16 protein-coding genes, 1 tRNA gene and 1 pseudogene are annotated in these 23,288 nt (G+C 62.6%); 13 read left to right on the top strand and 5 right to left on the bottom strand.

The window, feature by feature from the left end:
- The first annotated feature begins 191 nt into the window (after positions 1-191).
- From AC3AP7_RS15735 to AC3AP7_RS15715, 5 genes are all read left to right on the top strand, one after another.
- Positions 192-9,323: a two-partner secretion domain-containing protein gene (locus AC3AP7_RS15735; protein ID WP_475767895.1), complete on the top strand. Its 9,132-nt coding sequence runs from the start codon at positions 192-194 to the stop codon at positions 9,321-9,323.
- A gap of 8 nt (positions 9,324-9,331) precedes the next feature.
- The gene (locus AC3AP7_RS15730) at positions 9,332-9,601 is read left to right on the top strand and encodes a hypothetical protein (protein WP_475767611.1); all 270 of its coding nucleotides are present in this window, start codon (positions 9,332-9,334) and stop codon (positions 9,599-9,601) included.
- A 421-nt stretch (positions 9,602-10,022) separates the two neighbouring features.
- Positions 10,023-10,328 carry a hypothetical protein gene (locus tag AC3AP7_RS15725; RefSeq protein ID WP_475767613.1) on the top strand — a complete coding sequence of 102 codons (306 nt, stop codon included), beginning with the start codon at positions 10,023-10,025 and terminating at the stop codon, positions 10,326-10,328.
- A 35-nt stretch (positions 10,329-10,363) separates the two neighbouring features.
- Positions 10,364-12,109: a ShlB/FhaC/HecB family hemolysin secretion/activation protein gene (locus tag AC3AP7_RS15720; protein WP_475767897.1), complete on the top strand. Its 1,746-nt coding sequence runs from the start codon at positions 10,364-10,366 to the stop codon at positions 12,107-12,109.
- A 1-nt stretch (position 12,110) separates the two neighbouring features.
- Positions 12,111-12,764, top strand: a complete 654-nt coding sequence (locus tag AC3AP7_RS15715) for a hypothetical protein (protein WP_475767615.1) — start codon at positions 12,111-12,113, stop codon at positions 12,762-12,764.
- Between the two features lie 56 nt (positions 12,765-12,820).
- On the opposite strand, the gene AC3AP7_RS15710 is transcribed toward AC3AP7_RS15715, so the two are convergent.
- Together AC3AP7_RS15710 and AC3AP7_RS15705 are read right to left on the bottom strand one after the other, a co-directional pair.
- Positions 12,821-12,994 carry a hypothetical protein gene (locus AC3AP7_RS15710; RefSeq protein ID WP_475767617.1) on the bottom strand — a complete coding sequence of 58 codons (174 nt, stop codon included), beginning with the start codon at positions 12,992-12,994 and terminating at the stop codon, positions 12,821-12,823.
- Between the two features lie 86 nt (positions 12,995-13,080).
- Positions 13,081-13,827, bottom strand: coding sequence for an SDR family NAD(P)-dependent oxidoreductase (locus AC3AP7_RS15705; RefSeq protein WP_475767619.1), 747 nt, complete (start codon positions 13,825-13,827; stop codon positions 13,081-13,083).
- Between the two features lie 157 nt (positions 13,828-13,984).
- On the opposite strand from AC3AP7_RS15705, the gene AC3AP7_RS15700 reads away from it, so the two are divergent.
- Together AC3AP7_RS15700 and AC3AP7_RS15695 are read left to right on the top strand one after the other, a co-directional pair.
- Positions 13,985-14,866, top strand: a complete 882-nt coding sequence (locus AC3AP7_RS15700) for a LysR family transcriptional regulator (RefSeq protein ID WP_475767621.1) — start codon at positions 13,985-13,987, stop codon at positions 14,864-14,866.
- Between the two features lie 163 nt (positions 14,867-15,029).
- Positions 15,030-15,446 carry a LysR substrate-binding domain-containing protein gene (locus tag AC3AP7_RS15695; protein ID WP_475767623.1) on the top strand — a complete coding sequence of 139 codons (417 nt, stop codon included), beginning with the start codon at positions 15,030-15,032 and terminating at the stop codon, positions 15,444-15,446.
- 12 nt (positions 15,447-15,458) lie between these two features.
- Here the strand turns inward: AC3AP7_RS15695 and AC3AP7_RS15690 are convergent, their stop codons facing one another.
- Positions 15,459-15,794: a hypothetical protein gene (locus tag AC3AP7_RS15690; protein WP_475767626.1), complete on the bottom strand. Its 336-nt coding sequence runs from the start codon at positions 15,792-15,794 to the stop codon at positions 15,459-15,461.
- Positions 15,795-15,952: 158 nt separating this feature from the next.
- On the opposite strand from AC3AP7_RS15690, the gene AC3AP7_RS15685 reads away from it, so the two are divergent.
- The 3 genes and pseudogenes from AC3AP7_RS15685 (at position 15,953) to AC3AP7_RS15675 (ending at position 18,136) form a co-directional block, all read left to right on the top strand.
- Complete coding sequence (locus AC3AP7_RS15685) at positions 15,953-16,312, top strand: hypothetical protein (RefSeq protein WP_475767628.1); 360 nt, start codon at positions 15,953-15,955, stop codon at positions 16,310-16,312.
- A 47-nt stretch (positions 16,313-16,359) separates the two neighbouring features.
- A pseudogene (locus AC3AP7_RS15680) lies at positions 16,360-16,872 on the top strand (transposase); the annotation flags it as partial.
- A gap of 196 nt (positions 16,873-17,068) precedes the next feature.
- Positions 17,069-18,136, top strand: a complete 1,068-nt coding sequence (locus AC3AP7_RS15675) for a tyrosine-type recombinase/integrase (protein WP_475767630.1) — start codon at positions 17,069-17,071, stop codon at positions 18,134-18,136.
- Positions 18,137-18,161: 25 nt separating this feature from the next.
- Here the strand turns inward: AC3AP7_RS15675 and AC3AP7_RS15670 are convergent.
- Positions 18,162-18,237: transfer RNA gene (locus AC3AP7_RS15670), tRNA-Lys, on the bottom strand.
- A 222-nt stretch (positions 18,238-18,459) separates the two neighbouring features.
- Here AC3AP7_RS15670 and AC3AP7_RS15665 point away from each other — a divergent pair.
- Positions 18,460-18,864 carry a PaaI family thioesterase gene (locus AC3AP7_RS15665; RefSeq protein WP_475767632.1) on the top strand — a complete coding sequence of 135 codons (405 nt, stop codon included), beginning with the start codon at positions 18,460-18,462 and terminating at the stop codon, positions 18,862-18,864.
- Between the two features lie 96 nt (positions 18,865-18,960).
- Positions 18,961-19,833, top strand: a complete 873-nt coding sequence (locus AC3AP7_RS15660; protein ID WP_475767635.1) for a patatin-like phospholipase family protein — start codon at positions 18,961-18,963, stop codon at positions 19,831-19,833.
- A 37-nt stretch (positions 19,834-19,870) separates the two neighbouring features.
- Here AC3AP7_RS15660 and AC3AP7_RS15655 read toward each other — a convergent pair whose 3' ends face one another.
- Positions 19,871-20,884: a D-2-hydroxyacid dehydrogenase family protein gene (locus AC3AP7_RS15655; RefSeq protein ID WP_475767638.1), complete on the bottom strand. Its 1,014-nt coding sequence runs from the start codon at positions 20,882-20,884 to the stop codon at positions 19,871-19,873.
- A gap of 364 nt (positions 20,885-21,248) precedes the next feature.
- Here AC3AP7_RS15655 and AC3AP7_RS15650 point away from each other — a divergent pair, with 364 nt between their 5' ends.
- Positions 21,249-23,108: a phosphoenolpyruvate carboxykinase (GTP) gene (locus AC3AP7_RS15650; RefSeq protein ID WP_475767640.1), complete on the top strand. Its 1,860-nt coding sequence runs from the start codon at positions 21,249-21,251 to the stop codon at positions 23,106-23,108.
- Positions 23,109-23,288 lie beyond the last annotated feature (180 nt).

Genomic DNA, 23,288 nt, shown 5'->3' with positions numbered 1-23,288 from the left:
TCAAATATTGTCAGGTTGATATTAATTAAGACTTATCCGATGGCGATTTGCAGATCGGCCTGTTAATCTCGCCGGCTACGCTCAAAGAGAATCGAAATGCGGCGCCTGCTGGTCGTCGTTTTCTTGTGTCGTCCATTGACTGGGAGGCGCCTCGCATCGGGCGGGCTTTATTCAGCATTACGGGTATAAGCATGAATAAAAACTGTTACCGGCTTGTTTTCAGCACGCTCCGGGGTATGCCCGTCGCGGTTGCGGAGACTGCAACCGGACATACGGCAGGCCAAAGCGACACCGGAGCGTCGCGCGCGCTTCGTCCGATGACGCTTTTCGCCCTGCGTCATGCGGCTTTTGCCGCACTGGCCCTCTTCGGGCTCGCTCCGGTTCTCGCGGATGCGCAGATCGTACCGTCGGGCGCGCACGCGCCGGGCGCCATTACTACGGCAAATGGCCTGCCTCAAGTAAACGTAAACAAGCCCTCGGGGGCGGGCGTCTCGCTTAACACGTATTCGCAATTTGACGTAAGCAAAAGTGGCGCGATATTGAACAATTCGCCCGTCAATGTGAATACACAACTCGCGGGCATGATATCCGGCAACCCGAATTACGGGGCGAACGACGCCGCAAAAATCATTGTCAACCAGGTCAATAGCAACAATCCGAGCCAGTTACGCGGTTATGTCGAGGTCGCGGGCCAGAAAGCGGCTGTTGTCATCGCAAACGGTTCGGGCATTGTGGTCGACGGCGGCGGTTTTATCAATACGTCCCGGGGAATTTTGACTACGGGCAATCCGCTGATCGACAGTAACGGCAACCTGACCGGTTTTAACGTAACCGGCGGGACAATTACTGTCCAGGGCGCGGGGCTCAATGCTTCAAATATCGATGAGGTTGATCTTTTGGCGCGTGCCGTACAGGTCAACGCGGCGATTTATGCCAATGCCCTGAACGTGACGGCCGGCTCGAACAGCATCGACTATGCGAGCCTGACGCCGGGCGCGGTCGCAGGCAGCGGAGCGCCCCCGGCCGTCTCGATCGACGTCTCGCAGCTCGGCGGCATGTACGCAAACCGTATCGTCCTGACGAGCAACGAGAACGGTGTCGGGGTCGCGAACGCCGGCACCCTCTCTGCGCAGGCGGGCGATCTGATCCTCACGGCTTCGGGCCAGCTTGTCCAGGCGGGCACAATGACCGCGAGCGGCAACGTCGCCATCAACGCGGCGAGCCTCGCCAATACGGGGACCATCTACGGGCAGCAGAATACCGCCATCGTCTCGGCGGGCGCGCTCACGAATAGCGGCACCGTTGCGGCCCAACAGGGCACGACCATCGATGCCGGATCGCTCGACTCGACCGGTATTCTCGGCGCGGGCGTGAACAACGACGGCTCACTCGGCAATTCGGGAAATCTCAACGTCTCGACGAGCGGGCAGCTCAATGCGACCGGAGAAAATGTCGCTGGCGGTAGCGCAACGCTGACGGGTAGCGGCGTGAATCTCGCAGGGAGCGAGACGGCGGCGAACGGTAACGTCTCGCTGACAGCGAACGCGGGCGACCTCGACCTCGCGGGCGCAACGACGAGCGCAGGCGGCTCGGTCGCGGCGAGTGCGGCGGGCACGCTCGACAACGACAACGGTTCGCTGGCGGCGGGCCGTAGCGCAACGCTGACCGCGGGCAACCTCTCGAACCAGAACGGCGATATCTCGTCGCAAGGGCCGCTCGTCGCGCAGGCAGCCGGCCAGATCGACAATCAGGCCGGTTCGATGGTCTCGCAAGGCGCGATGCAGGTTCAGGGCGGCGCCATCGCGAACAGCGCCGGGACCATGCAGAGCGCGGCGGGCATGGCGGTATCCGGGTCCTCCGTTGACAATACCGCCGGCCGCATCACGTCGCTCAACGGCGACGGCCTCTCGGTCACGGCGACGGGCACAATCACGAACGCGGCAGGGACGACCGCAACCGGCGCACAGGGCGGCCTCATCGGCGGCAATGGCGCGGTCGCGCTGCAAGGCGGGACCATTGCCAACCACGGGACGGTATCGGCACAGACGAACCTCCAGGTAACCGGGGTTCAATCGGTCGACAATAGCCGTGGTTTGCTCGGCGCGTCAGGCAATACGACGGTGAACGCCGGTTCGAAGCTGACCAATGGCGGCGGCTCGATTACGGCGGGCCAGACGGTGAGCGAGCGCGCGACGACGCTCGACAACAGCTCGGGCACGACCCAGGCCGCGCAGGTCTCGCTCAACGCGACGGACCTCGTCAATCACGCGGGCACGATCACGCAAACGGGAAGCGGCCCGATGACGGTCGCGGTATCGTCCACCCTCGACAATTCGGCTGGCGGCACGATCCAGACGAACAGTACGGATCTCTCGCTGACGCCCGCTACCCTCGACAACGACGGCGGCTCCCTTGTTCACGCAGGAACCGGAACGCTCACGCTCGACGCGGGCAGCGGCGCGGGGACGATCTCGAACGCGAACGGGACCATCGAGAGCAACGGAACGGTCGTCGCCGGGGCCAGCGCGTTCGACAATACGGCAGGCCTCGTGCTCGGCCAGACGGGTGTAACCGCAACCGTTGGCGGCGCGCTGGACAATACAAACGGCAAACTGCTCTCGAATGCCGGTCTGAGCCTCGCGAGCGGGTCGCTCAGCAACAACGGCGGCGAGGTCGGCGCGGCCTCGAACGGGACGGTCCAGAGCGGATCGATGACCAATAGCGGCGGCTCGATCGTCGCGCCGGATCTCACGCTCTCGATCGGCTCCACGCTCGACAATTCGAACGGCGATATCGAGGCGAACCAGCTCGCGCTCGGCGCGACGGATCTCCTCAACCACGGCGGGACGATCACGCAGTACGGCGCCTCGCCGATGAGCGTCAACGTCGGCAATACGCTCGACAACTCGGCGGGCGGCACGATCCAGACGAACAGTACGGACCTGACACTTTCGCCCGGCACACTCATCAACGACGGCGGTACGATTCTCGACGCCGGAACGGGTACGCTGACGATCACGCCGGGCAACGGCTCGGGCTCCCTCTCGAACGTCGGCGGCAAGATTATCACCGCCGGCCAGATCGCGGCGCAAGCCGGCAGCTTCGACAACGCGGGCGGCGTATTCGCTGCGCAGGGCAACATCGCGGCGAACGTCGCGGGCAATATCGACAACGCGCAGGGCGCGGTACGCTCGCTCGGGTCCCTTTCGCTCGCCAGCGGCGGCGCGTTGACGAACACGAACGGACAGATCCAGTCGGGTACCGGCGAGCCGGGCGATGCGAGCACGCTCAACGTTCAGGCCGCGTCCGTCGACAATACGGGCGGTCTCGTTAGCGGCCTCGGGACGGGCAATACGACCATCCAGGGCGCTAGCCAGATGATCAATACGGGCGGCGTCGTGACGGGCAACGGCAACGTCGCCGTCGATACCGCGGCGCTCTCTAACACGCAGGGCGGCCAGGTGAGCGGCGGTAGCGTCGGTATCCAGGCGAATACCGTCGACAACAGCAACGGCGAAATCGGCAGTTTCGCGGGTTCGACCGGCGACGTCGCGATCACGACGACCGGCGCGATGACGAATACGAACGGGCAGATCGGCGCGACCCATAACCTGAGCGTCGACGCGGCGACGCTGAACGGGGGCGGTGCCTATAGCGCGGCGAACGACGTCGCAATCAACATGCAGGGCGACTTTGCGCCGACCGCCGCTTTCTCGTTCAACGCCGGTCACGACCTTGCCTTTACGCTACCCGGCACGTTCGCGAATGGCGGCGCGCTGGAGGCGACAGATAACCTCGACATTCACGCGAGCGATATCCAGAACAGCGGCGCGATGATGGCGGGCGGCACGCTGACGACGCACTCGGCCACGCTGGAGAATACGGGCGCGATGGTCGGCGGTAGCGTCTCGCTCAATGCTACGCAGTCCGTAACAAACGTCGGGCCGACCGCGCTGATCGGCGCGACCGACAGTAACGGCCTGCTCGAAATCCTCGCGCCCGATATCGGGAACCGCGACGATACGACGATGACCGACACGCAGGCGACGACCGCGATTTACGGTCTCGGCGCCATCGTGCTGGCGGGCGGCAAGGATGCGAACGGCAACTATACGAACGCGAACCTGATCCGCAACCAGTCGGCGCTGATCCAGTCGGCGGGCGACATGACGCTCGACGCGAACCAGGTCACGAATACGCGCACGACGATGACGACGACCGGCCTGAACCAGGCGGTCGATCCGAACCTGCTCACGCAGCTTGGCATCAGCCTGTCGGGTACGACGGGCCAGGTCGGAACGCCTTGCCCGACCTGTATCGGCGGCGTCTATACCGATCCGCCCCACGGCGGGCAGTGGAACTCGACGTATCAGTACACGACCTATACGGGCGTTGCGGTCGCGAACCTCATCGCGTCGATCAGCCCGCAGGCGCAGATTATCGCCGGGGGCAATCTTGACCTGTCGAACGTTGGCCTGTTCCAGAACGACTGGAGCGCGGTCGCGGCGGTCGGCAATATCGCGATGCCCGCAACGCTTGATGCGAATAGCTGGCAGGGGCAGCTCGCGCCCGAGGTCCAGGTGACGTACTCGGGCTACTACCATTACAACAACTACGACAACTCGGAATACAACTGGCAGTTGCCGTTTGGCGACCCGACGCCTTTGTTCCCGACCGGCCATCCGGGCGGCTATACGCAGGCCGCGCCCGCCGATGTCCGTACCTATGGACTGCCCGACTACGAATCCACCTGGACGGCTGGCGGCACGATTACCGGTACGGGCGTGAACATCGACAACACGGCGGGCAATGCGGGGATTCCGTCGCTCGGTCTTGTTCCGGGCCAGTCGCCCGGGGGCGTGAGCGTCGGCGGCGTCGCGGGCAACGCGGGCGGCTCGAAAGGCGCAGCCGCTTCGGTCAACGGCGGCCCGGGGCTCGTGAATGCCGTCATCGCGAGCGCGACGGCGGTCAATGTCCTGAGCAACCTGACGATTCCCCAGGGCGGCCTGTTCAGGCCCGATACCGCGCCCAATGCGCCGTACCTGATCGAGACGAACCCGGCCTTCACGAGCGCGGCCTCGTTCATTTCGAGCAACTACTATCTCCAGCAGCTCGGACTGAATCCGCAGAACGTCGAAAAGCGCCTCGGCGACGGTTTGTACGAGGCACAGCTCGTCCAGAACCAGCTGACCTCGCTGACCGGCAAGGCCGTTCTCGGCCCCTATACCGACGTCCAGTCGATGTACGAGGCGCTCATGGCGGCGGGCGCGTCGCTCGCCGAGTCGCTGAACCTGCCGCTCGGCATGGCCCTCACGCCGGACCAGGTCGCGGCGCTGACGACGAACGTCGTTATCATGCAGACCGAGATCGTCGACGGGCAGTCCGTGCTCGTCCCGGTCGTCTATCTCGCGAAGGCGAGCCAGCAGGACATGAACGGGCCGCTTATCGGCGCGACCAGTATCGATCTGCAGAACGCGCAAACCTTCAATAATTCCGGGACCGTAGAGGCGAGCAATACGCTCTCCATTCAGGGCCAGCAGATCAACAACGCGTTCGGTACGCTGCAAAGCGGCGGCCTCATGTCGCTGGCGACGACGGGCAATATCGACTTCACCTCGGCGAACGTGAACGCGGGAAGCCTCGCGCTGAACGCGGGCGGCAACCTGATCCTCAATACGGCGGCGAATACCGTCAACCAGGTCAGCGCGACGGGCGCGACGCGCACCACGACGACACTCGGCCCTATTGCGAACCTCAATGTGGCGGGCGACGCTGCGATCGTGACCGGCAGTAACGTCGAGCAGAACGCGGGCAACCTGAATGTCGGCGGCAATCTCGGTATGAGCGTCGGCGGCAACTGGGATATCGGTACGGTCCAGACCGGCGAGCAGAAGGTCGTGGCGCGCGCGAACGGCGTATCGGATACGAACATCAACCAGGCGACCGGGAGCAACGTCAATGTTGGTGGCGTGTCGGCAATCGGCGTGGGCGGCAACCTGACCGCGACCGGCGCGAACATCAGTCTCGGCGGCGGCGGGACAATTGCGGCGAAGGGCGATGTGACGCTCCAGGCCGCTACCACGACGTCGACGGTGGACAGCAACAGCGCGACCAGCGATCACAACGGCAAGTACAGCGATTCGCTGCATACGTCCACCGACACGCTGACAGCAACGACGCTGAATTCCGGCCATTCGCTGACCGTTGCTTCCGGCCACGATATCAACATCACGGGCAGCACGCTCAACCTCGACCAGGGGGCGGCAACGCTCGCGGCGACGAACAACGTCAACATCGGCGCAGCCACGGCAACCTATGTCGATAACTCGACACAGACGGGCACCCACAGCCATGTGGTGAGCAGCAAGGAGGTATCGAGTACCCGCAACACAACGACAACTGTCAGTCAGGGCAGCACGGTTTCCGCCGATGCCGTATCGATCTCCAGCGGCAACGATATCCATGTCGCGGGCAGCACGATTGTCGGCACGAACGATGTCGCCCTGAGCGCCGGTCACGATGTGAACATCACCACGACGCAGGACACCATGCAGTCGTCGGGCACGTATCAGGAAAAGCATTCGGGCCTGGGTACGAGTGGCCTGAGCGTCACCGTCGGTACCAGCAGGCTGGCCACGACCGACCAGGCGTCGAGCGTTACGAACAACGGTAGCGTCGTCGGTTCTCTGAACGGGAACCTCTCGATTCAGGCGGGCAATACCCTGCATGTCACCGGCAGCGACCTCGTCGCGGCGCAGAACGTGACGGGTACGGCGGCGAACGTCATCATCGATTCGGCGACCGATACGAGCCATACGAGCCAGACCCAGCAGACGAGCAGCAGCGGCGTAACCATCGGCCTCTCGGGCAGCGTTGGCGATGCGATCAACGGCGCGTACCAGCAGAGCCAGACGCTCGCGAGCGGCAATAGCAACGGTCGCGCCGATGCGCTGCATGCGATCGCGGCGGGCGGCGACGCGGCGATTGTGGGGTACGGTGCGTACAGTCTGGCAAAGAACGGTATCTCGGATGCCGCCAACGCACCAAGCATTGGCGTACAGGTGAGCGTTGGTTCGAGTCATAGCCAGAGCCAGTCGTCGGAGGATCAGGCGACCCAGGTCGGCTCGAACGTTCAGGCAGGCGGTACCGCTGCATTCGTGGCAACGGGTAATGGTACGGAGGGTAGCGGCAACCTGACCATCGCCGGTTCGAACGTCAGCGCGAACGACGTCGTCCTCGCGGCAAGGAATCAGGTGAACATCGTCAATACGACGAATACCGATGTGACGCAAAGCTCGAATTCGTCGTCGGGTTCGAGCGTGGGCGTGTCGATCGGGACGAACGGCGTCGGCGTTTCAGCATCCATGCAGAACGCGCACGGCGACGGCAACAGTAGCGCGGCGATCCAGAACGCTTCGAACATTAACGGCGCGAACAGCGTGACCGTCGTTTCGGGCGGCGACACGAATATCATCGGCTCGCAGGTCAACGGTAACCAGGTCACCGCACAAGTCGGCGGCAACCTGAATATCCAGAGTGTTCAGGATACGACGGTCAGTACCGCGCACCAGAGCAGTTCAGGCGGCGGGTTCAGCATTAGCGAGACGGGCGGTAGCGCGAGCTTTAGCGCGCAGAACGGCCATGCCGACGCGAACTACGCCCAGGTCAACGGACAGGCGGGTATCAATGCCGGTAGCGGCGGCTTTGATATCAACGTCAAGGGCAATACGGGCCTGACCGGCGCTGTCATTTCGAGTACCGCCGATCCGTCGCAGAACAACCTGACGACGGGTACGCTGACGTATAGCAATATCCAGAACGAGTCGCATTATGACGCGACGAGCAACGGGATTAGCGCGGGTGTGGGCGTTCAGAATACCGGCAAGGCAATCGGCCCGGGTTCGGTTAGCAATACGGGCGGCGTTGTCCCGATGATTACGCAGAACGAGAGCGGCGACCAGAGCTCGACGACGCGTAGCGCGATCAGCGCGGGCTCGATCAACATTACGAACCAGGCCGCGCAGACTCAGGACGTCGCGGGCTTGAGCCGGGACACGACGAATACGAACGGTACGGTTTCGAATACGCCGGACGTCAGCAATATCCTCTCGCAACAGGCCGATACGATGCAGGCCGCGCAGGCGGCGGGCCAGGTCGTCGCGCAGGGCATCGGCATGTATGCGGATTCGAAGCGCGACGCGGCACTCCAGGCCGCTCAAACGGCGGTAGATAACGGCGATCCTGATGCCGCCGCCGCCGCTCTCGCGGACTACAACAACTGGAAGGAAGGCGGCGATTCGCGCGCCGAACTGCAAGCTGTAGGCGGCGCATTGATTGGCGGTCTCGGCGGCGGGAGTGCCTTTTCGACGATTGGCGGAGCGGCGGGCGCTGCGCTCTCGTCAAAACTCGCGGACCAGACCCAGGCAGTTAGCGATTCGGTTGCCGGAGCGACGGGTTCGACGGTCCTCGGCAACGTGACCGGCAATATTCTGGCGAACCTCGGAGGCGCGCTGGTTGGCGGTTCCGCAGGCGCGGCGACGGCTTCGGGTGTCAACCTGTACAACCAGTCGGTAGATACGGCGAACAAGGCGGCGAACGCGAAGGCGGCAAGCCTTGCGCAGCAGGTTGTCGATTTGTACAACGCTATCCAGCAGGCGCGGCAGGCGGTCGGCAACGCGATTAGCTCCGCAGCAAACCAGTTTGTCGGGCAGATACAGGCACATAACGGCCAAAACCCGCCCTCCGATCCGAACCCGCTCGTACAGGCCAATGATGGCGGGAATACGCCGTCCAGTACGGCTGGCGCGGTTGTAACGCCTCCAGCGGTAGTTTGTGCCCCGAATGTGGGGTGTGTCATGTCGCCGCCGCTTGCTACAGCCGGAGCATCTGGAGGTACGCCGCCGAATGCGACGCTCAATAGCGGTAACACGCAAGGTAATATCAACGTCGAATCAGGCGCTACGCCCGACTCAAATGAGGTTCGCGCTGGACAAGGGCTGGCCAATCTTGGCTATGATGTAGACCATCAAGCTACGGCGTCGTCCCAAGGGATTAGCGGCGTACGAACAGCGGATCTGTCGGTCGACGGCGTCGGTCAAGTTGATGTTTATACGCCGGTGAACACCAATCCGAACAATATTGTCCGAAATATCGAAGGAAAATTCGACCAAGCTAACGGCGTTATTGTTCAGGTTGACTTGTCAGACGCTGATATGGCGTCTATTGCTGCCCGCGTTTGGGGCAAGCCTAACGGGCAGGACTTTAATACGGTATTTTTTCAGAATTCAAGTGGACAGGTATTTAAATTTACCCGCCCGAATTGAGGATGACTATGGCTAAATTTACTTGTGAATGTGGGCATGTAATCAATCTGATTGTTTCTCCAAGCGATAATGAGTGGAGGCTCATTAAAGAGGTGACACTTGAGGATATCGTCTCAGCATTGGATGATGGAAAAATCACGAATGGTGAAATGTTTATTGATTTCCTTCGCGGAAAGGAGATTACGGTCTATCGCTGTCCGTCTTGTGGTCGGCTACATTTAGAAGAAGCTGGCCGTAACAAATTCGTTGCCTACGTCAAGGAAACCAAATCTAGCTGATCCCATACTTAGGATAGGCAATGTTATTTCAGGCTGAAGGAAAGCCCGACGTAAGCGGGCCGAGCGTTGCTCGGCTTCGCTCGGCGTTGAAGTCTCTCAGGAGCTATGGCCCATCCTCGTACGCGTCGCTAACGGACGATCAAGGCAACTATATTCAGGTAGCTGGTGGCGGCGTTGCCTGCATGGTTGAGCGGTACGAGAAAGAAGCCAATAAGCGCGAGCGAGCCTATCACGATAAGCCAAGTCCGGTCAGGCCGGATGGGACTATTCTCGTATGCAGGGCCGGAAATATTCCGATGAAGTCCGACGAGTGGTTCGTAGCGGATCAGGTCGCAGAGTTGTTTGCGGCGTTTCTCAATAGGGAAGCCTGTCCTGAATATACTCATTGGCCGAATGCGCCAGGCTTTTAATGAGCAAATAAATGGCTATTGACCTTTTTTGCTATGTCGCGATGCGACCCCACGAAGTTGATTCCGCTCTCGATCTTCTGAGGGTTGAACGCGCAGATCTATTTTCATCGCGGTTTCTTATCGCAAAGGTACTCGAAGCTCGCGGTCCCTTCGCGGAGATAGCTAACGAGCATGGGCTACAGGCGCAAAGCTACTTCCTGGTCAGTCTGAATGAAAAGGATTCCGCGGACCGCATAAAAGACGCCGCAGAAGCTATTAAGAAATGCTTCCCGAGTGACGCATCACTTGTGCTCCAAAATAACGAGAGACCTATTTGATCGAAGGTTTCACGCTAAAAAAATATTGGTTAGCAATGAAAAACAAGAAGAAATTCGCGGGGTTGCCGTTTGCTGTTCTTGTCCCGCTTGTCGTTCAGGCGCAGACCCCGCCCGATGTGGCAGCAGCAGCAGCCCGCGCGAACGCCGAACAGCAACAACAGGTCCAGCAGCAACGCGACGCGCAGCAGCGCGCGGCGACGGTCGCCGCGCCCGTTGTACGCTCGGCGGCGCCCGTTGCGGGGGAATGGCCCGTCCTGCCCGTCGAGACGCCGTGTTTTCGTATCGATTCGTTCTCGGTCGACGTACCCGATACGCTACCCGAGGCCGTCCGCGTCAAAGGCGCGTCCGCGCTTCCGATGGACCGATTCGCATTCCTGAATGACTGGCTGAAGCACTATGAGGGCCAATGTGTCGGCAAACAGGGCCTCGACCTCCTGACCAGGGGGCTGCAAGGCGTCATCCTGAGCCGGGGCTACATCACGACGCGCGTCCTCCTGCCGGCGCAGGACCTCTCAAAGGGGACGCTTAAATTCGCCCTCATACCGGGCGTTATCCGCAATCTGAAGTTCGCCGACGCCAATACGCGCGGCTCGCTCAAATCCGCGTTTCCTGCGCGGGACGGCGACGTGCTCCAGTTGCGCGACCTTGAGCAGGGTCTCGAACAGATGAAGCGCGTACCGAACCAGGACGCCACGATGCAGATTGAACCCGGTACGTCGCCCGGCGAGAGCGACGTCGTCGTGACCGTCAAGCGCACGAAACCATGGTCGCTTGTTCTCGCGGCAGACAACTCGGGGACCGACGAGACAGGCCGCTATATCGGTAACGCATCGCTCGCGCTCTACAACCTCCTCGGCCTGAATGACGTCCTCTCCGGCGGCTTCAATCAGGATCTCCAGTTCGGCAATCACGACCTCGGTACGCATGGCTGGAATGCCTCGTATGCGGTCCCCTGGGGCGACTGGACCGGTACGCTCTATGGCTATACGAACACGTACTACCAGCAGGTTGCGCAGGCCAGCCAGATTTTCGTCGCGAGCGGCAACGCGGAGACGGCGGGCCTCAAGCTGGAGCGGGTCATGTATCGTAGCCAGAGCGACGTATCGGGCGTCGAGTTCCAGTTCATCAAGCGCTGGGGCGAGAGCTTCATCGCGGATACCTCCATACCCCAGCAGTACCGCGACAATACGTTTATCGAGGCGGGCCTGACCAATCGCCATTACTTCGGTTCGGCGCAGTTCGACGGTACGCTCGCCTATCGCCAGGGTATTGGGGCGCTCGGCGCGATGCCGGATACGTCCGGTGGACCGACCTACTACTTCCACATGGCGACGCTCGACGCGAACCTCTCGGTCCCGTTCGCGGTTGCCGGTCAGTCGCTTCGCTATGTCGGTACCTTACACGGCCAGTTCACCAACGACGAGCTGAACTATCTCGACGACCTGAGTATCGGGAGCCGCTATACGGTGCGTGGTTTTAGCGGCCAGACGATGCTCGCGGCAGAGAAGGGTTTCTACTGGCGCAACGAACTCCAGTATCCGCTCGGGCAATCTGGGCAGGTTCTTTATGCGGGTATCGACTACGGCCATCTGTGGGGACCGTCCGCCGCTTACCTCGCCGGTACGCAGCTCGCGGGCGCGGCTATCGGCGTAAAGGGTTCGGTACCGTCGCGTCTCGGTACCTATAGCTACGACGTGTTCGCGGGTACGCCGATCTATGCGCCGTCAGGCTTTCCCGCGCCGAGCGTCACGCTCGGGTTTCAGGTAACGGCGCAATTCTGATGTGCAATCCATTGAGCGCAAGGAAAACAATATGACGGTAAGCAGAAAAACCTTGAGCAGTCTGATTGGCTTGACCGTACTGCTGGCCGCGTGCGGCGGAGGCAATGGCGGCAGTGGCGCGGCAGCGGGTGTAGACGATTCGACGGCTTCGGCGCCTGGAGTCGCATCTGACCCAGGGGCGGCCTCTGCGCCGGACGCGGCGTCATCGCCGCAACCGACCGTTTTCAACTGTCCGGACAACTACAAGCGACTGGATATCTCGACGGATACGCCGCCGGGCACAACAATGACTCTGGTGACCGATGACAATATCGCAACCCTGACGCTCACGGCTCCGACTTCCGGCGTATCGCGTGCGTTGACCGTATGCCTGGGCAAACCCGATCCGGTGCCCGCTGGCGTGCAGGCCGACTATGTCTACGAGATTACGGAAAATGGCGCCAGTATCCAGTCGTTCTCGAACCTGCTGACGTTCAATTTCACGACCACCCAGCCGGTAACAGGTACTCCGGCGATTGAACTGGCGACCGTTACAAGTACGGGCGTCACCGATACGTCCACAGTTCCGGGGCCGCTAATGGCAGTGAAGCCAAACTACAGCGTTTCCGCTCATGTGAACAATACGGGGCTATACGTCGTCCGCCTGACGCCGTAGTCAGTTGAGCGGATGATAGCAGCCCGCATGGCAAGGGCCGCCGGCTATTCGGTTGACTACCGCGTATCAAAAACGGCCTCGAAGATGATCCGAAGATCCTCGCCTCTGCACGGACGGTTCACGGTGCCACCGGCCTTCACGACGATCCTCGACGGATGGCGTTCGATCGTGACCGGATGGTCGGGACCGGGGATCCTGACGGGTTTCTCGCTGGGGCGTGCGGTGGACATGATCGGCTCCTTGTCGGAATAGGGCGGGAATAAAGGGCAAACAGCGGGGCAGCGGGTCGCGTTCAGCGGGGGTGCGCCCGCCGCGCCTAGAGCTTCGAGCCGCCGTCCACATGGAGCGTCGCGCCCGTCGTCCAGCGGGCCTCGCCGGAGGCGAGAAACGTGATGGCAGCGGCGATGTCCCCGGGTTCCGCGAGCCGTTTGACGGCCTGCAGGCCGAGTGTCATGTCGCGGCCTGCTTCGGTGCGGGTGAAGCGCGACATGTCGGTTTGCACCGCGCCGGGGGCGACCGCATTCACGCGGATGCCGCGTGCTCCGAGGTCGGCCGCCAGATGGCGCACGAGCGTCTCCACGGCGCCCTTCGTGGCCGAGTAGGCCGACAGGTCGCCCACGGCTGCATGGGCTGCGAGCGACGACAGCAGCGTGACGCTGCTGCCCTTGCACATGATCGGCAGGAGCTGCTGCACGAGAAAATACGGCGCGCGAACGTTGACGGCGAACAGTGCGTCGAAATCCTCGACACGGGTTTCGTCGAGCGTGGCGGCCTTCGCGATGCCCGCATTGGCAACGAGGATGTCGAGCCGGTCGCCGACGATTGCGCGAACCTGCCGCGCGAGCCGGTGCGGCCCGTCGGCTTCCGCGAGATCGGCCTGGATGGCATGCGCACGGCTGCCCGCCGCGGTGATTCCGGCGACGACTGCGGCCGCCTCGCGCGCGCCGCGGCCATAGTGGACGATGACCTGGGCACCGGCCTGCGCGAGCGCGAGCGCCGCGGCGCGTCCGATGCCGCGCGAAGCGCCCGTGACGAGCGCGGTTTTTCCGGTGAGGGTCTTCATGATCGTGTCTTTCCCGCAGATGACTGACGTTGAGGTGAGCGACGGTTTCGTCCGGCTGATGGAATCGAACGATAGCCGGCACTTGCTCGCGCGAAAAAGACTTTGTAAGCTGGGTGCCATACCCGACAGGCATGACTACCCGTAAAGGACCGCGCGCATGGAACTGCGTCATCTGCGTTATTTCGTTGCCGTGGCGGAAGAGGGCAGCCTGACCGTCGCGGCGGAGCGGCGGCTCTACACGTCGCAGCCGTCCCTGAGCCGGCAGATCCGCGATCTCGAATACGAAGTCGGCGCGCAGCTCTTCGTGCGCAGTGCGCGCGGCATTGAACTGACCGATGCCGGCAAGGCATTTCTCGACCACGCGCGGCTGGCCCTGGCCCAGGTCGATGCGGCACGCGAGGCCGCGCGGCGGGCGGCCCGGCCTTCAAAGCCGACGTTTGCGGTCGGCTTTCTGAGCGGCCAGGAAGTGACCTGGCTTGGCGAGGCGACGCGGGTTCTCGCGGCCGATCTGCAGACGCTCGAAATGACGGTGTCGAGCGAGCACTCCCCGGATCTGGCGGAGGGACTGTCCACGGGCCGGCTCGATATCGCGTTCATGCGGGCCGAAGCCAACCGGCCCGACCTGGCGTACGTGACGGTCGCGCGCGAGCCGTTCGTCGTGCTGATGCCGAGCGATCATCGCCTCGCGGCCTTCGACGAGGTCGATGTGCACGAACTGGCGAGCGAGCAGTTCATCAGCGGTTCGGACGTGGCGGGCCCCATGCGCCGCGCGATCGAAAACTATCTGGCGGCAAACGGTCTCGCCATCGAACCGGCGCACCGCGTCCACAACCTGACGATGGCGATGTCGCTGATCGCTTCCACGAGAGGGGTTGCGCTGCTGCCCGCCTATGCCGAGAAGCTGCTGCCCTGGTCGGTGACGAGCCGGCCGCTCCGGGGCGAACCGCCGAGGATCGAACTGGTGGTCGGATATAACCGGAACAATCGTTCACCGATTGTCGAGCTCTTCCTCTCGCGGATCGAGCCGATCAGGGCGTGATCCCAGTAACAGGGCGTTTGGCCTCGCAACGTGAAAGACACCGCCATGGGACGACATTCTTTTCCTCAAGCTCTACACGCGCGTGGCGCGTCTGGACAGCTTTTCTGCTGCCGCGCGGGAGATGGTTTTTTCGTAGTCCCAGGTATCGCACTCGATTGCGGATATGGAAAGCGACCTCGGGGTGCGCCGGCTATCCCGCACCACGCGTGCGGTGGTGCCTACCGATGCGGGCGCCGATTTTCTGGCGCGCGTCGAGTCCATCCTGGTCGCGCTCGAAGAGGCGGAGCATAGCGTGCGCGAAGGGACCGACCTGCGAGACGTGTTGCGTATGAGCATGCCCACCAGTGTGGGCGTCCGCGAAGTTCTTCCGCGCTTGCAGCCGTTCGCCGAGAAGCATCCCGCGCGGCACATCGAACTGACGCTCGGCGACCAGCGTCAGGATCTCATTCGCGACGCGTTCGACGTCGCCATCCGGCTCGGGCGACTCGTCGATTCAACCGCCACGGCGAGGCGCATCACCAATATCCGCCGCGTTATCGTTGCAGCGCCGGCTCAAGATAACCGCCATGTCCGGGGCTAGCCCGGACTGCGGTCACACCTTTGCCTTCTTTGGCTGCTGCGCATTTGTTGCGTTTACGGGGTCAACTTTTGCAGCCATAGCCCGTTTCCGCATCACGACGACGCGCTTCACTGGTTCGTAAGCTGCTTGCGGGGCGCTTCCAAAACCATCTTCCCCTTTCACCCAGAATTTCTCGACTAGTGCTACGAACGGTTTCTTATCAGTTTGCCATGTGCCGACAAGAACATCGCGGTCGATCCAGCGATTCAAGATGGAATCGACCAAAAAGCGGTTCACTGCTCTGACCGCGTTATGAGACAACTTGATCAGCTCAAAGGCTTCGGTCTTCCCGACGAGCAGCTTTTGCAATTGTCGTTCACTGGATTTCAATGCACGACAAGCCTTCAAACCGGCAAACCCATGCCGTTATACACAACGTGGCCGCTGTTCTGCGGCGGCGAGACAAGCCGTTTACTTTCAATGACATAGCGACGCGCTTGTAAACTGACGGTGTTTCGCGTTTATCAATGGGTGATCCCCTTGCTGTTTCGGGCGTTGGCTCGGAGGACTTCCAGACGTCCAAAGCCATTTATCGCCGAATCGAAGTACGTATGTGGGGCGACGAGAGGTTCTGCCATCTGACGCCCGTTCTGCCTTGTGGACAGGGACTCTGGATTTACCTGCTAACAGGCCCTCATACCAGGCAGATTCCTGGTATTTTCCGCAGCGGGCGGGCTGCGATGGCGGAAGAGCTTGGTTGGGGGCTGGACGATTTCGACAAAGTTTTCGCAGAGATTTTTCAGCAAGGTATGGCGAAAGCGGACTGGGTCGCCCGAGTGGTGGAGCAGCCCCCTGAATTGCCGGACACGGTCTCTACCTTAAAATAACGGGTGGTCATACGACTGTGTTTAGACCTAACAGCAAGCAGGAAGTGATGGAAGTGTTGACTGGGCCGGAGCGCCGGCGGCGGTGGTCTGCGGAAGAGAAAGCGGCGATGGTCCGGGAGAGTCTGGAGCCGGGTAAGACCGTATCGATGGTGGCTCGCCAGCACGGCGTCAATCCAAATCAGTTGTTCCACTGGAAGAAGCTGTATCAGGACGGCAGCCTGTCGGCAGTGTCCGCCGGCGAAGAGGTGGTGCCCGCTTCAGAGTTGGCAGACGCGCTCAGGCAGATTCGCGAATTGCAGCGACTGCTCGGCAAGAAGACCGTAGAAGTCGAAATTCTGAAAGAAGCAGTGGAGTACGGTCGAGCAAAAAAATGGATAGCGCGCTCGCCATCATTGCCGGGGGACGACCAGTGAAGCAGGTCTGTGATGTTCTCGGCGTTGCGCGCTCGAACGTGTCGGTCAGGCGTGCACGCCCTGCCGGCTGGCAAGACAGACGCAGCGCCGTGCAGACGGACGATACGGAACTGGTGGCGGAAAGGAGGGGGCAAGTTGTGAGTGACGACGTAGCTCTGACCCTGCGGCAAGTCGCCGATCAGCTACAGCTCTCGTATAGCACCGTTTTCTCGATGCGGGAACGCATCGGGTTCCGGTTGCCGGGATCGCGCGTATGGCGCGTGCTGCCGTCCCGACTTGCCGAACTCTGCGAAACCAGAAACAATGTGGCTCGGCTATCGATGCGGGTCGCTGGAGAGAATCAATGGCAATCCGCAAAGATAAAAAATCCGGTATCTGGCACCTCGACATCCGCACGCCAGGCGGTCAGAGAATTAGACGCTCTGCTGACACTGCGGACAAAAAGGCCGCGCAGGAATACCACGACCGACTGAAAGCCGATCTATGGCGACAGGACAAGCTCGGCGAGACTCCCGAGAGGATGTTCGAGGAGGCCGCCGTGCGGTTCTTGCGGGAATGCGAAGGCCAGCGCGATTACGCCACCAAGTTGCGGCATGTCGCGTACTGGCGCGAGCAGTTCTCGGGCCGATCGGTTCGTTCTTTAACCGCTGATGAAATCACGGACTCGTTGCCCACGCATCGGGTTGTCAAGGGCAAGCCCGTAGAGCCTTTAACTGGCAGTACGCGCAACCGGTATATCGCCACCATCAAACGCTTGCTGAATCTGTGTGTGGCATGGGAGTGGATTGAACGGGTGCCCAAACTCCCTCGGTACTTCGAGCCGGATGTGCGTGTCCGTTGGGAGCCGCCCGAGGTTATTGCGGCGCTTATCAATGCGCTGCGGTTGCCTTGGATGCGTGACGCCGCTGTTGTGGCAGTCGCTACGGGCATGCGTCAGTCCGAGTTGTTTGGGCTCACTCCGTCCCAAGTCGATTTGGCGCAATGCAACGCTTGGATCACTCATGAGGGGGCCAAGTCCAAACGTGCCCGCCCGGTACCATTGAACGACGACGCGGTAGGTGTGTTGACTCGCCGCCTGAAGTCTGCGGAGCGTCTCGTTTTCACGCGTGGAGAAGGGCTGGACGCTCGTATCCAGCAGATCGACACGCGGGATTTCGAGCGGGCTTGCCGGGCGGTCGGCATCGAGGACTTTCACTGGCACGACCTGCGCCATACGTGGGCGAGCTGGCATGTCCAGCGCGGCACTCCGCTGATGGTGCTGAAGGAGTTGGGAGGGTGGGAAACTGTTGAGATGGTGCAGAAGTACGCCCACCTCGCACCCAGTCACCTAGCTGCCCACGCAGGCACGGTCAAGTTTTGGTCAAGTACCGGGGAACAGAAAGAAAAAATGCCGCTGGTTAGAGCGGCATAATTTCTTGATTCTTAAGAGAATTCTTTGGTGGGGCGTGAGTGACTCGAACACTCGACCTACGGATTAAGAGTCCGCTGCTCTACCAACTGAGCTAACGCCCCGACAGACTTGAGATTATGCAGAACTTCCTCGCATTTGCCTAGTCCCTTTCGCCAATTTCTTAAAAAAAGTTGCGTCCCATCCGCGTCCGCGCCGCTTGCGGGGCGTCTGGAACGCGCCAAACATCCCGAGATGTCGTGAAAACGCGCAACCCCGGTCGACCCGGTATCATGTCGCGAATCGGGCATGCTGCGGGCGGCAGCGCCTGGCGCTTGGGGGTAACAATGGACAACAACGCAATCAATCAGTTGCTCGACCGGGTACTGGCCCCCTGGGTGCGCACCCTTGCGCTGACCCCGGTCAAGGTCGACGAAGAAAGCGCCACGCTGCGTCTGCCGTTTTCCGGCGAGTTGCGTCATTCGGGCGGCGTGATCTGCGGCCAGGTATTCATGGCCGCCGCCGACACCGCGATGGTCGTCGCGATCTCCGCAGCGCTCGACGGCTTCCAGCCAATGACCACCGTCTCGCTGAACATCAGCTTCATGCGCGCCGTTCGCAAGGGCGACGTGCTGATCACCGCGCGCGTGCTGCGCATGGGCCGCAATCTCGTGTTCGGCGAAGTCGAGCTGCTCGACGAAGACGGCAAGCTGGCCGTGCACGCGACCACCACCTACGCACTCGTGTCCTGACCGCGCACGCATCGGGCACCGCCGGCATCGCCGGCAGCGGCGTATCGACGCATCACCGTATCAACGCATCAACGAGAAGGCTCGGCAACGCAAATCATGTTCGATCAGGTCGTATTCGCAGGCGGCGGGAATCGCTGCTGGTGGCAGGCCGGTTTCTGGGACGTCGTGCAGCCCGCGCTACAGATCCGCCCGCGCGTCATCGCCGGCATCTCCGCCGGCGCCGCCACGGCCTGCATGCTGCACACGCGCGATTCCGCGTGGGTCATGCGCTATTACGAAGAGGCGCTGCGGCACAACCGCAAAAACGTCTATTGGGGCAACCTGTTGCGCGGCGAGCCGGTATTTCCGCACTACCGGATCTATCGGCAGGCGCTGCTCGACATCTACGGCGAGCGTTTCGCGGCGCTCGCGCAAGCGCCCGAGATCCGCGTCGGCCTGTCGCATCTGCCGCGCTGGCTCGGCGCGCGCAGCGGCGTGGCGGCAGGCCTCATTGCGTACAACATCGAGAAGTACGTGCGCAAGACGCTGCATCCGACGCTCGGCCGCAGCCTCGGCTTCCGTCCGGAATATGTGCGCGCCCAGGATTGCACGTCGGTGGAGGCGCTCGCCGATCTGATCCTGCAGTCCTCGTGCACGCCGCCGTTCACGCCGGTGTTGCGCCGCGCCGGCCGTCCGGTGCTCGACGGCGGGATGGTCGACAACGTGCCCGTCGGCGCGCTCGACGCCACGCCCGGCCGCGTGCTCGTGATGGTCACGCGCCGCTACCCGCGGCCGCAGACGTTCGTCGTCGCGCAAGGCGAGCAGCAGCGCATCTATGTGCAGCCGTCGCGCAAGGTGCCGATTTCAAGCTGGGATTACACGAGCCCGTCGCAGATGCATCACGCGTACGATCTCGGCCGCGCGGACGGCGAGCATTTCCTGCAGCGCATGCCGCCCTTGCTCGAAGGCGCCACTGCCGCGCTCGCCTGAGCCGGCCGCTCCGCGTGCCGGCCGCGCACCCGCCCGGCTAGCGGCGCCGCCCGCCTTGCAGCGCGTCGCGATTGGCGACGCTCGACATGTCGCCCGCATCGAACGCGAGGATGTTCCGGAACGCCGCGCTGAAGTACAGCTCGTAGCTCTCGCGTTCCACATAGCCGATGTGCGGCGTGCAGATCACGTTCTCCATCCGCAGCAGGCTGTAGCCTTGCAGGATCGGCTCGCTCTCGAATACGTCGATGGCGACCATGCCCGGCCGGTTGCGCGCCAGCGCATTCACCAGCGCATTCTCTTCGAGCAGCTCCGCGCGGCTTGTGTTGACGAGCAGCGCGGTCGGCTTCATGCGCAGCAGGTCCTCCTGCGTAACGATGCCGCGCGTGTCGTCATGCAGCCGCAGGTGCAGCGACAGCACGTCGCTCTGCTCGAACAGCGCCTCGCGGCTGTCCGCGACGTTGTAGCCGTCCGCCCGCGCCGCTTCGAGCGTCGGGCCGCGGCCCCAGATCAGCACGTTCATCCCGAATGCCTTGCCGTAGCCCGCCACCAGCCGGCCGATCTTGCCGTAGCCCCAGATGCCGAGCGTCTGGCCGCGCAGCACCTGGCCCAGACCGAAGTTCGGCGGCAGCGCCGACGTCTTCAGCCCCGACTGCTGCCAGGCCCCTTGCTTAAGGTTTGCCACGTATTGCGGAATGCGCCGCTGGGCGGCCATGATGAGGGCCCACGTGAGTTCGGCAGGCGCGATCGGCGAGCCGGTGCCTTCCAGCACTGCGATGCCGCGCTCGGTACAGGCGGCCAGATCGATGTGGCTCGACACCTTGCCGGTCTGGCTGATCATGCGCAAACGCGGCAGCTTGTCGAGCAGTTGCGACGTGATGCGGGTGCGTTCGCGGATCAGCACGAGCGCGTCGACTTCCGCGAGGCGGCTGGCCAGTTGTCCGAGGCCGCGCACGGTGTTGTTGAAAACCTTGACGTCGTGGTCGGCGAGCAGCTGAAAGCAGTCGAGCTTGCGGACGGCGTCCTGGTAATCGTCGAGGATGGCAATCTTCATGGTTGTGAGATGTTGCGGCGCATCATGGATGGGCGGAACGGAGTGTCGGGCCGTCTGTCCCATCATGTGAGGTAGATCACACGCTGGTTTGGATGGATGCCCTATCGTCGTGTCAGGCCGCCTAGACGGCCGATACGGCGCAAGGCCAGATTGACATCGTTTTTAACAGTTTGTCGCGCGCCGACGCAAGCCGCTTTACAGACGGTTGCAGACAGCGTCGCAAGGCAGGCTGCGCAGTCCGTCACGACCTGCACAATCGCGCACCGGCTGCCGCCGGCGCGATCGGACAGATGCCTCTCGCATGCAGCGTGAACGGGCTCGAACCGCTTTTCTTTTTGCTTACGTTCGAACCGGAGACAGCTCGATGAATCACCCTTCCTTTGCAGGATTTCCCGCCGTCGATGCGCCCGCATGGGTCAAACACCGCACGCTGATCGACTGGGTCAGCCGGATTGCGGCGCTGACCCGTCCGGCGCGCATCGTCTGGTGCGACGGCTCGCAGCAGGAATACGACGCACTGTGTGCGCAGATGGTCGAAGCCGGCACCCTCAAGAAGCTCAATCCGGCGAAGCGGCCGAATTCCTATCTCGCGTGGTCCGATCCGTCGGATGTCGCGCGCGTCGAAGACCGCACGTTCATCTGCTCGCCGCGCCGCGAGGACGCCGGCCCGACCAACAACTGGGTCGATCCCGCGCAGATGCGCACGACGCTGGACGGCCTGTTCGATGGCGCGATGCGCGGCCGCACGCTGTACGTGGTGCCGTTTTCGATGGGGCCGCTCGGCTCGCCGATCGCGCACATCGGCGTCGAACTGACGGATAGTCCGTACGTGGTCACGAACATGCGCATCATGACGCGCATGGGCCGCGCGGTGTACGACGTGCTGGGCGCCGACGGCGAGTTCGTGCCGTGCGTGCACTCGGTCGGCGCGCCGCTTGCCGACGGCGCGGCGGACGTGGCGTGGCCGTGCAACGACACCAAGTACATCGTCCACTTTCCGGCGCAGCGCGAGATCTGGAGCTACGGTTCCGGCTACGGCGGCAACGCGCTGCTCGGCAAGAAATGCTTTGCGCTGCGCATCGCGTCGACGATGGGGCGCGCCGAGGGCTGGCTCGCCGAGCACATGCTGATTCTGGGCGTCACCTCGCCGCAGGGGCGCAAGCACTACGTCGCCGCGGCGTTCCCGTCGGCCTGCGGCAAGACCAACTTCGCGATGCTGATTCCGCCGTCGGGGCTCGACGGCTGGACGATCTCGACGATCGGCGACGACATTGCATGGATCAAGCCGGGCAAGGACGGCCGCCTGTACGCGATCAATCCGGAGGCCGGCTACTTCGGCGTGGCGCCGGGCACCGGCGAGAAGACCAATTTCAACGCGATGGCGACGCTCAAGGAGAACGTCATCTTCACCAACGTCGCACTGACCGACGACGGCGACGTCTGGTGGGAGGGCATGACCGACACGCCGCCGGCGCATCTGACCGACTGGCAGGGGCAGGACTGGACCCCGGCGCTCGCCGCGGAGACCGGCCGGAAGGCGGCGCATCCGAATGCGCGGTTCACCGCGCCGGCGTCGCAGTGCCCGTCGATCGACGCGGACTGGGAGAACCCGGCCGGCGTGCCGATCGACGCGTTTATCTTCGGCGGCCGCCGCTCGACGACCGTGCCGCTCGTCACCGAAGCGCGCAACTGGGACGAAGGCGTCTACATGGCCGCGACCATGGGCTCCGAAACCACCGCGGCGGCGGCCGGACAGCAGGGTGTGGTGCGGCGCGACCCGTTCGCGATGCTGCCGTTTTGCGGCTACAACATGAGCGACTACTTCGCGCACTGGCTGGACACCGGGACGCGGCTCGCGAAGCTGGGCGCGAAGCTGCCGAAGATCTTCTGCGTGAACTGGTTCCGCAAAGGCGCGGACGGAAAGTTCGTGTGGCCGGGTTTCGGCGAGAACATGCGGGTGCTCGGCTGGATGGTCGGACGCATCGAGGGCGCCGCGCAAGGCGAGGAGCATGCATTCGGCATTTCCCCGCATTACGAGGACATCGACTGGCGCGGTCTCGATTTCACGCGCACCCAGTTTGAACAGGTGATTTCCGTCGACGACGCCGCATGGCGGGCCGAGCTTGCATTGCACACCGAGTTGTTTGACGCGTTGCAGCAAAATCTGCCGGCGGCCTTGCAGGACACGAAACTGGCCCTTGAGGAGCGTCTCGCGACTCACTAATGTGAGTACACACTCCGGTTGACATGACCGCCTCCGGGCGGTTTTGTCATTTTGGTGCCAGCAAACAGGCTGTCTCGATTTTGGCGCGCCGGTGAACGTGATTTCCGCTGTTTCGCCGATGATCACATTTCATGCTGCATTGCGATTGATTGTTTCTTGGGGTAAAACAATAAGCGAGAC

It is taken from the genome of Paraburkholderia sp. PAMB 6770 (assembly GCF_057748135.1).
This window is presented reverse-complemented; position numbering and strand designations above follow the sequence as displayed.

Coding starts and splice junctions, on each gene's coding strand:
- AC3AP7_RS15695 (WP_475767623.1), top strand. CDS start 15,030: ATGGAAAGCGACCTCGGGGTGCGCCGGCTATCCCGCACCACGCGTGCG.
- AC3AP7_RS15725 (WP_475767613.1), top strand. CDS start 10,023: ATGGCTATTGACCTTTTTTGCTATGTCGCGATGCGACCCCACGAAGTT.
- AC3AP7_RS15735 (WP_475767895.1), top strand. CDS start 192: ATGAATAAAAACTGTTACCGGCTTGTTTTCAGCACGCTCCGGGGTATG.
- AC3AP7_RS15655 (WP_475767638.1), bottom strand. CDS start 20,884: ATGAAGATTGCCATCCTCGACGATTACCAGGACGCCGTCCGCAAGCTC.
- AC3AP7_RS15700 (WP_475767621.1), top strand. CDS start 13,985: ATGGAACTGCGTCATCTGCGTTATTTCGTTGCCGTGGCGGAAGAGGGC.
- AC3AP7_RS15710 (WP_475767617.1), bottom strand. CDS start 12,994: ATGTCCACCGCACGCCCCAGCGAGAAACCCGTCAGGATCCCCGGTCCC.
- AC3AP7_RS15660 (WP_475767635.1), top strand. CDS start 18,961: ATGTTCGATCAGGTCGTATTCGCAGGCGGCGGGAATCGCTGCTGGTGG.
- AC3AP7_RS15705 (WP_475767619.1), bottom strand. CDS start 13,827: ATGAAGACCCTCACCGGAAAAACCGCGCTCGTCACGGGCGCTTCGCGC.
- AC3AP7_RS15730 (WP_475767611.1), top strand. CDS start 9,332: ATGGCTAAATTTACTTGTGAATGTGGGCATGTAATCAATCTGATTGTT.
- AC3AP7_RS15685 (WP_475767628.1), top strand. CDS start 15,953: ATGGGTGATCCCCTTGCTGTTTCGGGCGTTGGCTCGGAGGACTTCCAG.
- AC3AP7_RS15675 (WP_475767630.1), top strand. CDS start 17,069: ATGGCAATCCGCAAAGATAAAAAATCCGGTATCTGGCACCTCGACATC.
- AC3AP7_RS15720 (WP_475767897.1), top strand. CDS start 10,364: ATGAAAAACAAGAAGAAATTCGCGGGGTTGCCGTTTGCTGTTCTTGTC.
- AC3AP7_RS15665 (WP_475767632.1), top strand. CDS start 18,460: ATGGACAACAACGCAATCAATCAGTTGCTCGACCGGGTACTGGCCCCC.
- AC3AP7_RS15650 (WP_475767640.1), top strand. CDS start 21,249: ATGAATCACCCTTCCTTTGCAGGATTTCCCGCCGTCGATGCGCCCGCA.